We start from the raw sequence: 13046 nt of genomic DNA, 5'->3' as shown, positions 1-13046 counted from the left end.
ATGTCACATGTCCGAACCCTCGGGGGCGGCTCCGCCGAACGTCGCCGCGGCCTCCCGGCCCTTCGCCTGGTTCTCCGCGACATAGGGCCGCAGCTCCGCCTCGTACCCGGCGAACGCGGTCGCGTGGTCGCCGTTCGCCGCGGCGAGGTGGCGGGCGAGCGCCCGCGCGCCGATCAGCGCCTGCGAGGTGCCCATGCCGCTGGTCGGCGCGGCGCAGTACCCGGCGTCGCCGAGCAGCGCGACCCGGCCGTGCGACCAGCGGTCCATGTGGACCTGGCAGGCCGAGGAGAAGTAGAAGTCGTCCGCCTCGCTCATCGCCTCCAGCAGCCGGGGCGCCTCCCAGACGTGCCCGGCGAAGGCGGCCCGCACGGCCTGCTCCTGCTCGTGCCGGTCGCGTCGGTCGAGTGCGGGTGAGGCGGTGGCGAAGGAGAGACTGACCGTGAGCCGGTCCGCCTCCTCGCCGCTGAACAGGTAGATCGCCGTGTCCTTGACGTGCTGCAGCATTCCGCGGCGGTCGAGGCCGAGGTAGTTGGCGGTGCTGAAGCCGACGCCGGACATGCCCAGGTGCCGGAGCTTGTCGGCGTGCGGCCCGAAGGTCAGCTGCCGGACCTTGGAGTAGAGGCCGTCGGCCCCGAACACCAGGCCGAACTCGCGGGTGGCGCCGCGCTCGAACTCCACCGTGACGCCGGACCCGTGCTCGGTCAGGGAGCTGATCGAGTCGTCGAACACGTACTCCACCCCGGCGTCGACGGTGATCCGGTGCAGTATCCGGGTCAGCACCCGCTTCGACACCTCCAACTCGCCGGCGAACACCTCGGCGGGCAACCGCCCGGCCTCCTCGCCCCTCTCGTCCACCAGGGTGGTGCCCCGCATCTTCGTGTCGTGCTCGCGAACCTCGGCGAGGATGCCCAGCTCCTCCAGCACGTCGAACGCCTCGCCGCGGAAGTCCACGGCGTAGCCGGTGTCGCGCAGCCCCGACGCCCGCTCGACCACGGTCACGTCGTACCCCTCGCGGTGCAGGAAGTAGGCAAGGGCGGGTCCGGCCACGCTCGCACCCGAGATCAGAGCTTTCGTCTTGGTCATGGGGATGACCGTAGCGACTTCTTGTCCATTTGGTCAAACCAAATGGATAGACCGCTTGGACAAGAGGTCCGATATGCTGCCCAGCATGGGAAACCGAGAGGATCTACTGGCTGGGGCCAAGCGGTGCCTGATCGAGCGCGGCTGGGCGCGCACGACCGTCCGGGACATCGCCTCGGCCGCCGGAGTCAGCCATGCCGCCATCGGCTACCACTTCGGCTCCAAGGAGGCCCTGCTCACCGAGGCCCTGGTGGAAGCGGTCGACGAGCTCGGCGACGAACTCGCCCGTCGCACCCCCTCCGACAAGCCAGAGGAGCGCTGGCAGGCGCTGATCGACAGCTTCACCACCCATCGCGCGTTGTGGGTGGCCCAGCTCGAGGCCGCGGTGCAGGCCGAGCGGTCACCGGAGGTGCGCGAACACCTCGCCAAGGGGCAGCGCGAGGGACGAGAGGGGCTCGGCGGATCGGTACCGCTCGCCCTGCTGACCGGCCTGATGCTGCAGTGGCTGGTGGACCCGGACCGCGCCCCCAGCGGCGCGGACGTGATCGCCGAGCTTCGATCACTCGCCACCACCGGGTGGGCGGCGCCACCGCCGAAAGCCGGTGACGGTTGACCTCAACCGCGGTTGAGGTCACAGGCTTGGGACATGTCCGAACTGAAGATCGGCACGGGAGTGCCCATGCCCATGGACGCCCGCGACGACCGGCGGCACCCGCCGGTCCCCACGGTCGCGCGTCTGGTCGAAGAGCTGGGGTTCGAGTCCCTCTGGGTACCAGATCTGATCATCGGCGACGGGACTCCGACGCTGGAGGCGGCTCTCACGCTGGCCGCCGCGGCGGCCGTCACCGAGCGGGTCGGGCTGGGGTTCAGCGTGCTGACGCTCCCGCTGCGTCCCGCCGCCTGGGTGGCGACGCAGATCGCGACACTTCAGGTGCTGTCCGGCGACCGGGTGCTGCTGGGAGTCGGTTCCGGCGGGTTCCCCGGCTCACCGTTCTGGCAGGCAGTGGGCGTACCGAGCCGGGAGCGCGGCGCCCGCACCGACGCCACACTCCGGGCACTCCCCGGCCTGCTGGCCGGCGAGCCGACCGAACCGGTCCCCGGCGCGCCGCCCCTGACCCTCGCCCCGCCCACACCCATGCCACCCGTCCTGGTGGGCGGCAACTCCCCGGTCGCGATGCGGCGGGCCGTGGAGTACGGCGACTGGTTCCCCTCCCTCATCTCCCCCGACGACCTGCGCCCGGCCGTCGCCAGGCTGCGCGAACTGGCGGACGAACGCGGCGTCCCCGCCCCGACCGTCACCGTCGGCGGCCACCTCATCCTGGGAAACGACGAGCAGGCCCGCTCGACCAGGGATTCCTTCGTCCGCGTGCTGATCGAAACACACGGGATGCCGCCGGAAAGAGCGGCGAGGATCCCCATGACCGCGTCCTCGCCGGCCGAACTGGCCGAAGTCTTCGCCGCCTACGAAGAAGCCGGCGCCGACCGCATCGTCACCGCCCCCGACAACGGGGACCACGAGACCGGCCTCCGGACGATGATGGAAGCCCGCGCCCTGTTGGGGTGAGCGCGCTCCGCCCGCCCGAGGGAATTCGAATGTTCTAAACTTATGGATCAATTTTCGTGGAGGTGGTCACAGTGGCCGAAGTGGTCCTCTTTCATCACGCCCAAGGTCTGACCTCCGGCGTCATCGGCTTCGCCGAGGAACTCCGCGGAGCCGGCCATACCGTGCACACGCCCGACCTGTACGACGGCCACACCTTCGACACCCTGGAGGCCGGCCTGGCGTACTCCGAGCAGATCGGCCACGAGGCGATCGTCGACCGCGGCGGCCGTGCCGTCGCGGACCTGCCGGCCGAAGTCGTCTACATCGGGATTTCCCTCGGTGTGCTGAACGCCCAGAAACTGGCGCAGACCCGGCCTGGCGCCCACGGCGCCGTGCTCGTCAGCGGATGCGTTCCGGCCGCTTACTTCGGGCACTGGCCCGCCGAGGTCCCGGTGCGGATTCACGCGACGGACAAGGACCACATCTTCCATGCTGAGGGCGACGCCGACGCGGCCCGCGCCCTCGTGGCCGAGGCCGCTGACGCCGAGCTGTATCTCTACCCCGGCGACCGGCATCTGTTCGCCGACCGCTCGTTGCCGTCCTATGACGAGGAAGCCGCCGAGCAGCTGCTGCGCCACACCTTGACGTTCCTCCGGTCGCGCTGAGCGACCGCCGCCGGCGTTCGAGCGGTCCGCGCCGCCACAGCGCGGTTTCGACCACGGCGGTAGGACCATGGCCTGACGAAGGCCCGTGGTCCTACCGCCGTCCGGCGACGTCAGGAACCGATCTTCTTGCCCTGCTTGTGCCAGGCGACGGCCACCGACGGGCGGGGCTGGCTGGTGCCGCCGTCGGGCCAGTGGCTGGCCGGGTTGTCAGGGGTGGCGCCGGTGATCTCACCCGGATGCTGGACGGCGACGAAGACGCTCAGCTGGTCCTTGGTGACCAGCGGCCCGCACGTCTCGGCGCCGTAGGGGACGGTGAGGAACTGCCGGACGTGGCCGCGTTCGGGGCCCGCCACCGGCACCGCGAACAGGCCGTCGTTCTTGCCGAGCGCGTTGCCGTCCGTGGCGATCCACAGGTTGCCCTCGGCGTCGAAGGTGACGTTGTCGGGGCAGGAGATGGGCGACACCTTCGTCTTGTCGTACCCGCCGAAGTACGTGGAGGGGTCGTTGGGATCGCCGCAGACCAGCGGCAGCGCCCACTTGAACGCCGTGGCGCCGGCGTCGTTCCTGTCCTCCACGATCTCCAGGATGTGGCCGTGCTTGTTGGACACGCGGGGGTTGGCCTCGTCGACGTTGGCGGCGGCCCGGTTGGAGTTGTTGGTGAGCGCGGCGTAGATGGCGCCGTTGACCGGGTTGCGCTCGATGTCCTCCGGCCGGTCCATCTTGGTGGCGCCCACCTTGTCGGCGGCCAGGCGCGTGTAGACGAGGACCTCCTGGGCGGTCATGCCGTCCACGAACGACTTGTCGCCGCTGACCAGCGGGATCCACGTGCCGGTGCCGTCGAACGCGGCGTCGGCGGGGAGCTTGCCGGTGCCGTCGATCTCGCCCGCCGGGCTGTCCCCGGTGAACTTCGCGACGTGGAGCGTGCCTTCGTCCAGCAGCGTCCGGTTGTGACGGTCGAAGCCGGGGATGAAGCGGTTCTTGGAGACGAACTTGTAGATGTACTCGAACCGGCCGTCGTCGCCCATGTAGACCGCGACGCGGCCGTCCCGGGTGAGCGAGGTGGTGGCGGCCTCGTGGGCGAACCTGCCGAGCGCCGTGCGCTTGACCGGCGTCGCCTCCGGGTCGAACGGGTCGACCTCGACGACCCACCCGAAGCGGTTGATCTCCTGCGGGTGCTTGCCGAGATCGAAGCGCTCCTCGACCCGGTCGAAGCGGCGGTTTCCGCTCGGAATCGCGGTGGTCGTGCTCACGCCGTACCGGGCCAGGTACGGCTTCTGCGCCTCGGGGACGCCGTTGCCGCCGACGAAGTACTGGTTCCAGTTCTCCTCGCCGGTCAGGACGGTGTTCCAGGGGGTCGTACCGCCCGAGCAGTTGTTCAGCATGCCGTACACGGTGGTGCCGGACGGGTCGGCGGGGGTCTTGAGCAGATCGGAGCCGGCGGCGGGGCCGGAGATCCGCATCCTGGTCTGGGCGGTGATCCGGCGGTTGTAGCGGCGCCGGCCGCGCGTGACCAGCTTCCACTGCCCGGTGCGCCCGACGCGCTCGATCTCCACGACCGAGCCTCCGTGGGCCGCCAGCCCCACCTTGATCTGCTCCAGCGGGACGTTGTCGCCGCCGGTCCAGCCGCGGAACATCAGGTTCTCGTCGGTGTACTCGTGGTTCACCCACAGCAGGCCCCGGTTGGCGCCGAGCGGGAAGAAGGTCACGAAGTCGCAGTTGTACCCGAACTGCTTGGCCTGGGCCTCGCCCGTCTGGTTGTCGAAGTCGAACGCCGGGGCGTCGGGCAGCACCGGGTCGCCCCAGCGGACCACCACGGAGGAGGTGTAGCCGTCGGCGACCACCAGCGCGTCCTCGGAGTTCGGCGCGACCGGGGTGAACCGCAGGCCACCCTTCTGGTGCCCCCAGCCGAGGCTCTCGGCGGTCTCGCCGCCCGGGTCCGCCGCCGCGGGTACGGCGGCCGCCGCCCCGGCCACGCCCACGGTGGCGACCAGCGTGCCGAGGGCGCCCGCCCGCAGCGCGCCGCGGCGCGACAGGGTGCCCGCGAGGATGTCGCCGAAGTAGGCGTTGTCACTGGTGTTGGGAACTTCGTGGTCGCAGGCGTTCCCACACCGGAACTGGCAGGTCATCGGGTCGCGGCCGCCTCCGCGGGGGGCGGAGAGCAGCGTGAGCGTCCTGCGCGGCGACGGGTTCGCCACAGGTCCTCCAAGATCTTGTGACAGTTCTCTCCTCCGGACCGTACGGTCGCCATCACAACACAAGGTGAACCTCGGCTTCCAGCAGCGTGAACCGTTCCGTGTCCGCCACCGGTGAGGTGTTCTCCACCGTTTCGCGACCCTTTATCCCGGTTCTGCCGGGAACCCGGACGCCTCCGCGCCCGGATTGCGGGCAAGATAGTGGCGTGGCCGCTCGCAAGCTTGATCTCGACAAGGTCCGCGCCGCGCTGGACTCCCAGCTCACCGAGCTCGGCGAGCCCGCGTACGACGGCCCGGACGCCGCGGCGCCCGCCGCCGCCGTCGAGGTCGTCCTGCGCGTGTACGACAAGGGGCTGCGCCCGGAGCGGGACGTCGCGCGCTTCGCCGTCCGTCACCTGCTGGAGCGCCTGGCCGAGAAGGCGCCCGGGCGTACGGTCGAGGTGCGCGTGCCGCCGTACGCCGCGGTGCAGTGCGTCGCCGGTCCCCGGCACACCCGCGGCACACCGCCGAACGTCGTCGAGATCGACCCACTCACCTGGCTGGAGCTGGCCACGGGCCGCCTGAGCTGGGACGACGCCATGGATGCCGGCAGGATCAGCGCCAGCGGCACCCGTGCCGACCTCTCCGAGCATCTTCCTGTGCGCTGATCGCCCTCAGGGGCTCTGAGGGGTCACGCCCAGCTTCTGCTCGACGCACTGCTGGGCTTCGGCCTGGCTCGGCAGGTTGAAGCACTCCTGGAAGTTGGTGACGAACAAGACGAATCCGACAATGCCCAGGACCACCGTGAGACCGCTCAGCACGATCCCCGTGATCGCCTGGCCCCTGTTGCCCCCTTTGAGCAGGCCGACCACGCCGACGACCAGGCCGACGATCGCGGTCAGCACGCCGAGGCCGCACACCAGCAGCAGGAACAGGCTGATGATGCCGAGGACCAGGCTGGCCGTGCTGAGCCCGCCGCCGGGAGGACGAGCGGCGGGAGGCGGGACACCGGGCGGATACCCGTAGGGAGGCGGCCCGCCGTAGGGCGGGGGCCCGTACGGAGGCTGCCCGCCAGGAGGGGGCCCGTACGGAGGTTGCCCGCCGGGAGGGGGCCCGCCTGCGGAAGGCTCGCCGTGGGGAGGTCGCCCGGCCGGGGGCCGGGGTTCGCTGGGATCGCCGGGTGTCGTCACGGTCCGCTCTTTTCGACCTAAGTGGGCATGCCGCAATTCCCACTTTCCCCTGGCGTCACGGGGCGAGCGGAGCCGACACGGCAAAGCCGCGGGGATCTTTCCCCCATGACCACCAGGGAGGTCGCCGAACGGCGGCCATCCCGCCGAACCTGGCGGACCCGGTTACCGCGCACCGAGACGCCCAACTTAGACTGAAGCACGTGCTAAAGGGCGACGGCCGGCTCGGCCATGACCTTGACCCCGGCGACCGCGCGCCACAGGACGCCTGCGGCGTCTTCGGCGTATGGGCCCCCGGGGAGGACGTCTCCAAACTCACCTACTACGGACTGTACGCGTTGCAGCACCGCGGCCAGGAGTCCGCGGGCATCGCGGTAAGCGAGGGCACCAGAATCCTCGTCTACAAGGACATGGGCCTGGTCGCCCAGGTCTTCGACGAGTCTGTGCTGGGCACGCTGCGCGGCCACCTCGCGATCGGCCACTGCCGCTACTCGACCACCGGCTCCAGTGTCTGGGAGAACGCCCAGCCCACCCTCAGCTCCACCGACGGCGCGGGCCTCGCCCTCGCCCACAACGGCAACCTGATCAACACCTCTGAGCTGGCCCAGCGTCTGCCGAACGGTGTGATCAGGGCGACGACCGACACCGAGGTGTTGACGTCCCTGCTCGCCCACGATCGCACCAAGTCGATCGAGGACGCCGCCGCCGACCTGCTTCCGCAGGTCAAGGGCGCCTACTCCCTGGTCTTCATGGACGAGAAGACCCTGTACGCCGCCCGCGACCCGCAGGGCATCCGCCCGATGGTGCTCGGCCGCCTCGAGCGCGGCTGGGTGGTGGCCTCCGAGACGGCCGCGCTCGACATCGTCGGCGCGACGTTCGTCCGCGAGATCGAGCCCGGTGAGCTGCTCACGATCGACGAGCAGGGTGTGCGGTCGCGGCGGTTCGCGCTCGCCGAGCCCAAGGGCTGCCTGTTCGAGTACGTCTACCTCGCCCGTCCCGACACCACGATCGCCGGGCGCGGCGTTCAGGCCACCCGGGTACAGGTGGGCCGCACGCTCGCCCGTGAGCACCCCGTGGAGGCCGACCTGGTGATCCCGACCCCCGAGTCGGGCACGCCCGCGGCGATCGGGTACGCCGAGGAGAGCGGCATTCCGTACGGCCAGGGCCTGGTCAAGAACACCTACGTCGGCCGCACGTTCATCCAGCCGTCGCAGACGATCCGCCAGCTCGGCATCCGGCTCAAGCTGAACCCCCTGCGGGAGGTCATCGCCGGCAAGCGGCTGGTGGTCGTGGACGACTCGATCGTCCGGGGCAACACGCAGCGTGCGATCGTCAAGATGCTCCGCGAGGCGGGCGCGACGGAGGTGCACGTACGCATCTCCTCGCCGCCGGTGTCCTGGCCGTGCTTCTACGGCATCGACTTCGCCACCAAGGCGGAGCTGATCGCCGGGTCGAAGACGGTGGAGGAGATCTGCGAGTCCATCGGCGCCGACTCGCTCGGGTACATCTCGCTGGAGGGCCTCACCGAGGCGACGACGCTTCCCGCCGAACGGCTCTGCCGGGCCTGCTTCAACGGCCAGTACCCCATCCCGATCGACCGTGACAACGTCGGCAAGTTCGTCCTGGAAGTCAAGGCATGACCTCGGCCCAGGCACTGGAGGAGACTTCATGACCAGCTACGCCGCCGCGGGCGTCGACATCGAGGCCGGCGACCGCGCGGTCGAGCTGATGAAGTCGCGGGTGGCGCGGTCACGGCGGCCAGAGGTCGTCGACGACGCCAGCGGCTTCGCGGGACTGTTCGACGTCTCGGCGCTGCTGCGCTACACCCGGCCGCTGCTCGCCACCTCCACCGACGGGGTGGGCACCAAGGTCATGATCGCCCAGGCGATGGGCAAGCACGACACGATCGGCATCGACCTCGTCGGCATGGTGGTCGACGACCTGGTGGTCTGCGGGGCCGAGCCGCTGTTCATGACCGACTACATCGCCTGCGGCAAGGTCGTCCCCGAGCGCATCGCCGACATCGTCGGCGGCGTCGCCGAGGGCTGCCGCCTGGCGGGGTGCGCCCTGGTGGGCGGCGAGACGGCCGAGCACCCCGGGGCCATGGGGCCCGACGAGTACGACCTCGCCGGGGCCGGCACGGGCGTGGTGGAAGCCTCCGAGCTGCTGGGGCCCGACAAGGTGCGGGCCGGTGACGTCGTGCTCGGTCTGGCCTCCTCGGGGGTCCACTCCAACGGCTACTCCCTGGTCCGGCACGTGGTCCGTACGGCGGGGCTGGCCCTTGACGCGTCGCTTCCCGAGCTCGACCGCACGCTGGGTGAGGAGTTGCTGGAGCCGACCCGCATCTACTCGCTCGACTGCCTGGAGCTCACCCGGGCCACCGAGGTGCACGCCTTCGCCCACATCACCGGGGGCGGGCTGACGGCCAACCTCGCCCGGTCGCTGCCGGCCACCGTGGACGCCGTCCTCGACCGCTCCTCGTGGTCGCCGCAGCCGATCTTCGAGGTCATCGCGGGACACGGCAAGGTGCCCCAGGAGGAGATGGACCGCACCTTCAACCTGGGGGTCGGCATGTGCGCGATCGTCCCTCAGGAGGCCGCCGGCACGGCCCTGGAGATCCTGCGCGGGCGCGGTCTGCCCTCCTGGATCCTCGGCGAGATCATCCCCGGCACCGGTCAGGCCCGCTTCAAGGCCTGACCGGCCCAGCCCCGGCCGGTGACACCCGCACGCTCACCGGCCGGCTCTGGTGATTGTGAGACAAATCACCTTCGGCCGGCCGTACAGACGGTCTGAGAACCCCCACCGACGGCCTCCCCGCCGCGACCAGTCGGCGCCGCCTCACGGCGAGAAGTCCTCCGTGGCCATGGGACGACGAAAAGCTCCTTGCCGGTTTGGCGGCAAGGAGCTTTTCTCAGGCGCGCGAAGGAGGCACTCGGCGAGCCACTGCTCGCCGGGTGCCCTGCCAGCGTCAACCCGAAAATCGCCTACCGGCGACGTGACCTGTCGTCCTCGTCATCGTCGCCGTAGTCGTCGGCGTAATCGGCGTACCGATCGGCCAGCTCATCGTCGACGACGTCGTCATTGTGGTGGTTGGAGTCGTGATTGACTCCGAGCTCCTCGCGAAGACGGTCAAGATCGGTGCCGCCGCTGTTGTACTTGAGCTGGCGAGCAACCTTCACCTGCTTGGCCTTGGCTCGGCCGCGCCCCATCGGCTCGACCCCCTCATGCGGGGTCGTGCCCGACCCCTCGTCGCTAACGCATCACGCGCTGACACCGCCTGACTTCCGGCATCAGCTCTCGTTCGCCTACAACCGTACCTGTTTTGCGCGCCGCTCGGTACGCCGTATGGGCGTCCACAGTCAGCGGCCCAGCCAAATACTCCTAAGCCGGCCGACTTCCGACATTCTGCGCTCCGCTAGCCTATCGGCCGCCGCCGCCGGCGGTACCCCTTCCTCTTCGGCGATCGTAAAGATCTTCAACGTCGTGTCGAAGATCTGGGTGGCCTTTACCCTCGCCCGCTCCATGTTGAAGCCCTCGATCTCGTCGGCGACCTGGATCACGCCGCCGGAGTTCACGACGTAGTCCGGAGCGTAAAGGATGCCCCGCTCGGCGAGCTGCTTCTCCACGCCGGGGTGGGCGAGTTGGTTGTTGGCGCCTCCGCAGACGATGCGGGCGCGCAGCGCGGTCACGGCGTCGTCGTCGAGGGCGGCCCCGAGGGCGCAGGGCGAGTAGACGTCGATCTCGGCGGCCTTCATCGCCGCGGCGTCCGCGACGACCTCGACCTGCGGGTGGGCGGCGCGGACCCGCTCGACCGCCTGCTCGCTCACGTCGCAGATCACGACCTCGGCGCCGTCTTCGAGCAGGTGCTCGACCAGCCGGTGGCCGACCTTGCCGACGCCTTCGACGCCGACCCGGCGTCCGCGCAGGCTGGGGGTGCCGTAGGTGTACTGGGCGGCGGCCCGCATGCCCTGGAAGACGCCGTAGGCCGTCAGGATCGAGGAGTCGCCGGCGCCGCCGTGGGCAACGGTGCGCCCGGTGACGAACGTGGACTCCCGGGCGACGATGTCCATGTCCTCGCTGTAGGTGCCGACGTCGCAGGCGGTGTAGTAGCGCCCGCCGAGCGACTGGACGAAGCGGCCGTAGGCGCGCAGCAGCGCCTCACTCTTGTCCTTGGAGGGGTCTCCGATGATCACGGCCTTGGCCCCGCCGAGGTCGAGGCCGGCGAGGGCGTTCTTGTACGCCATCGCCCGCGAGAGGTTGAGGACGTCCGCGAGCGCGGCCTGCTCGCTCGCGTACGGGTAGAAGCGGGTGCCCCCGAGGCCGGGGCCGAGGGCGGTGCTGTAGATCGCGATGATCGCGTGGAGGCCGCTGCGGTCGTCTGAGCAGAAGACGACCTGTTCGTGTCGCGCCTGTCCGGTCGAAAGGCCTGTGTCCTTGTGGGACAGCCCGAAGACGTCGGTCACTGTGGTGACTCCCGGTCGATCCTGTCCGCCGCATCTCGTCGCGGCGGATCCCGCCACCACCCTATCGAGCCGTCCCCGCCCAAACCATGATCGAGCAGATGGCGACACTCTTACCGGGCGTCATCGCGACACTCCTCTCAGCAGGCGGCGGCACGGTCTCTGTACGCCACCGGCCGTCCTCCCGCATGCTCTCTCGCGTCGGCTCACCGCTCCGTGGCACCATTCGAGATGTGCTGCCCTACGCCGCCTATCTCCGTGTCTACGAGCCCTTGTCCGCCTTCACTGAGCGTGAGCGTGCCTTCTGGGCGGCGTATGCCGACTCCAAGGACAGGCCGCGCCGCGCCTTCGCCCTGGAGGCCGAGCACGCGGAAGCCGTACGGCGGCTGCTCGGCGTGTCGGCGTCGCCGGCGCCGAGCGGGGAGAGCGTCAACGCCTACCTGCGGCGCATCGAGGACACCCTCTACGTCTGTCCCTGGCAGAGCAGACTGCGGTCGTGGTTGTCCTTCGCCCGCTTCCGGGGCGCCACGCCGCTGAAGCTGGCCGACCGCTTCGTCCCCCGCGCGATCGCGGAGCAGACGATCGACGACTTCGACCGGTTCAAGCAGAAGGGCGGCTCGGCGGTGCTGCGCACGCACATCCGTACGAGCACCTGGCACATCCCCGCGTCGTGGTTCATCCCCTTCGACTCTGCTGAGCGCTGGCTCGTCCTCGGGCGGCAGGAGGAGAACGCCGCCGAGCCGTCCGCGGCGACCACCACGGCGCCGGCGCGCAACCTTCTCTACGTCACCTCCATGGCCCAGGCCCGGCGCAGGGTGGCGCGGGCCCTGCTGGTGATCCGCCGTCATGTCGGCGAGGTGACCACGCTGGCCGAGGTCGAGGAGGTCGGGCGCTGGCTGGAGGAGTTCCACCCGCACTCCCTGGTGGAGCTCGACTACGGGGGGCTCGTCCACCTGATGGACGACGCCACGCTGCAGGCCGACCAGTCCGCCGCGGAGCTCGCCGCGGCGCTCACAGGTTTGGACACCGGTCAAGAAGAACTGGCCTTCGCCATGTATCAGCGCGTGATCGTGCGCTGGAAGTCAATACAAGCCCTCGAATCGGCGAACTGAACCGCAAATCATGCACGTGACCTGCAAAAGTAGGTAACGGGAGTCACCAGCTCGCTTCTGCGAACTGAGTAGTTTGCCGTTTTCACTGCGATACCACGAAACGTGTCGCTAGAATCACCGAGCGTGACATCAACCCGTGGACAAGGCGTTGTGCTTCCAGGGCTCGCCAATCGCTCTACGTGGCTGTATGGTCACATCGGGTGATACCGCATATGGTCCAGAAAAATCCGTACGAATGGATCATTGAGGGACATCCATGACAAGCGCCAACACAAGTCGCAGGATCGCTGTCGCCGGTCCACGGAGGAGAGGCCGCACAAATGTCAGCTCGTACACCCGAGGCCGAGCCACTGCTCACCCCGGCGGAGGTCGCCACCATGTTCCGCGTCGACCCCAAGACCGTTACTCGGTGGGCGAAGGCGGGCAAGTTGACGTCCATCCGCACCCTTGGCGGTCACCGGCGCTACCGGGAGACCGAGGTCCGTGCGCTGCTCGCGGGCATCCCGCAGCAGCGGTCGGAGTGAGGCGGGGGCCGTCACGGACCTAGGGGGGGAGAACCGGCGCGCTCGCACACGTGAGCGCGTCCACCACACATCCATGACCGCGTGAGGCGGGCCGGGCCACCGGGGACGCGCGCCCCACTGCGCGCCCGATGCGACCGCGACCGAGGCCATGGGCCGGTGTGAGAGGCGCCGCCCGCCCGGCGCCGCTTCACCGGGCCTGCACGGTCGTGTCACGGTGGACAACGGATAAAGGGCCTCCACCGCACGGAAGCCCTATCCGCCGGTTTCGTCGCCGTATCCCGCCACGCGGTCGCCGGTCCCGCCG

13 protein-coding genes are annotated in these 13046 nt (G+C 69.9%); 8 read left to right on the top strand and 5 right to left on the bottom strand.

Annotated features, from left to right (window positions below; all coding sequences use genetic code 11):
* Positions 1-3 precede the first annotated feature (3 nt).
* Positions 4-1083: an FAD-dependent monooxygenase gene (locus tag KIK05_RS25375; RefSeq protein WP_214413322.1), complete on the bottom strand. Its 1080-nt coding sequence runs from the start codon at positions 1081-1083 to the stop codon at positions 4-6.
* 85 nt (positions 1084-1168) lie between these two features.
* Between KIK05_RS25375 and KIK05_RS25370 the strand changes: the two genes are divergently transcribed.
* Genes KIK05_RS25370 through KIK05_RS25360 form a run of 3 tightly spaced genes read left to right on the top strand, consistent with a single transcriptional unit; the run spans position 1169 to position 3288 of the window.
* Positions 1169-1693 carry a TetR/AcrR family transcriptional regulator gene (locus KIK05_RS25370; RefSeq protein WP_214413321.1) on the top strand — a complete coding sequence of 175 codons (525 nt, stop codon included), beginning with the start codon at positions 1169-1171 and terminating at the stop codon, positions 1691-1693.
* A gap of 33 nt (positions 1694-1726) precedes the next feature.
* On the top strand, positions 1727-2644 hold the full coding sequence (locus KIK05_RS25365) for an LLM class flavin-dependent oxidoreductase (protein WP_250563388.1): 918 nt from the start codon (positions 1727-1729) through the stop codon (positions 2642-2644).
* 56 nt (positions 2645-2700) lie between these two features.
* Positions 2701-3288 (top strand): dienelactone hydrolase family protein, encoded by a 588-nt coding sequence (locus tag KIK05_RS25360; RefSeq protein WP_214413320.1) that lies wholly within the window; start codon positions 2701-2703, stop codon positions 3286-3288.
* Positions 3289-3398: 110 nt separating this feature from the next.
* On the opposite strand, the gene KIK05_RS25355 is transcribed toward KIK05_RS25360, so the two are convergent.
* Positions 3399-5483 carry a PhoX family protein gene (locus KIK05_RS25355; RefSeq protein ID WP_308250106.1) on the bottom strand — a complete coding sequence of 695 codons (2085 nt, stop codon included), beginning with the start codon at positions 5481-5483 and terminating at the stop codon, positions 3399-3401.
* 203 nt (positions 5484-5686) lie between these two features.
* Here KIK05_RS25355 and KIK05_RS25350 point away from each other — a divergent pair, with 203 nt between their 5' ends.
* Positions 5687-6127 (top strand): sterol carrier family protein, encoded by a 441-nt coding sequence (locus KIK05_RS25350; RefSeq protein WP_214413319.1) that lies wholly within the window; start codon positions 5687-5689, stop codon positions 6125-6127.
* A gap of 6 nt (positions 6128-6133) precedes the next feature.
* Here KIK05_RS25350 and KIK05_RS25345 read toward each other — a convergent pair whose 3' ends face one another.
* The gene (locus KIK05_RS25345) at positions 6134-6649 is read right to left on the bottom strand and encodes a hypothetical protein (RefSeq protein ID WP_214413318.1); all 516 of its coding nucleotides are present in this window, start codon (positions 6647-6649) and stop codon (positions 6134-6136) included.
* Between the two features lie 200 nt (positions 6650-6849).
* Here KIK05_RS25345 and purF point away from each other — a divergent pair, with 200 nt between their 5' ends.
* Both purF and purM read left to right on the top strand, forming a co-directional pair.
* Positions 6850-8286: an amidophosphoribosyltransferase gene (gene purF / locus KIK05_RS25340; RefSeq protein ID WP_214413317.1), complete on the top strand. Its 1437-nt coding sequence runs from the start codon at positions 6850-6852 to the stop codon at positions 8284-8286.
* 28 nt (positions 8287-8314) lie between these two features.
* A complete protein-coding gene (purM, locus tag KIK05_RS25335) occupies positions 8315-9343 on the top strand; it encodes a phosphoribosylformylglycinamidine cyclo-ligase (protein ID WP_214413315.1) in 1029 nt (342 codons plus the stop codon).
* Between the two features lie 287 nt (positions 9344-9630).
* Here purM and KIK05_RS25330 read toward each other — a convergent pair whose 3' ends face one another.
* Both KIK05_RS25330 and KIK05_RS25325 read right to left on the bottom strand, forming a co-directional pair.
* The gene (locus KIK05_RS25330) at positions 9631-9855 is read right to left on the bottom strand and encodes a DUF3073 domain-containing protein (protein WP_214413314.1); all 225 of its coding nucleotides are present in this window, start codon (positions 9853-9855) and stop codon (positions 9631-9633) included.
* 150 nt (positions 9856-10005) lie between these two features.
* Positions 10006-11109, bottom strand: coding sequence for a Leu/Phe/Val dehydrogenase (locus tag KIK05_RS25325; protein ID WP_214413313.1), 1104 nt, complete (start codon positions 11107-11109; stop codon positions 10006-10008).
* A 230-nt stretch (positions 11110-11339) separates the two neighbouring features.
* Between KIK05_RS25325 and KIK05_RS25320 the strand changes: the two genes are divergently transcribed.
* Together KIK05_RS25320 and bldC are read left to right on the top strand one after the other, a co-directional pair.
* Positions 11340-12218: a DUF8083 family protein gene (locus KIK05_RS25320; protein WP_214413312.1), complete on the top strand. Its 879-nt coding sequence runs from the start codon at positions 11340-11342 to the stop codon at positions 12216-12218.
* Positions 12219-12538: 320 nt separating this feature from the next.
* Complete coding sequence (bldC, locus tag KIK05_RS25315) at positions 12539-12742, top strand: developmental transcriptional regulator BldC (RefSeq protein WP_013133571.1); 204 nt, start codon at positions 12539-12541, stop codon at positions 12740-12742.
* Positions 12743-13046: the final 304 nt, after the last annotated feature.

It is taken from the genome of Sphaerisporangium fuscum (assembly GCF_018531465.1).
Taxonomy (GTDB): domain Bacteria; phylum Actinomycetota; class Actinomycetes; order Streptosporangiales; family Streptosporangiaceae; genus Sphaerisporangium; species Sphaerisporangium fuscum.
The sequence above is the reverse complement of the archived record's forward strand: the minus strand, read 5'-3'. Positions and strand labels throughout refer to the sequence as shown.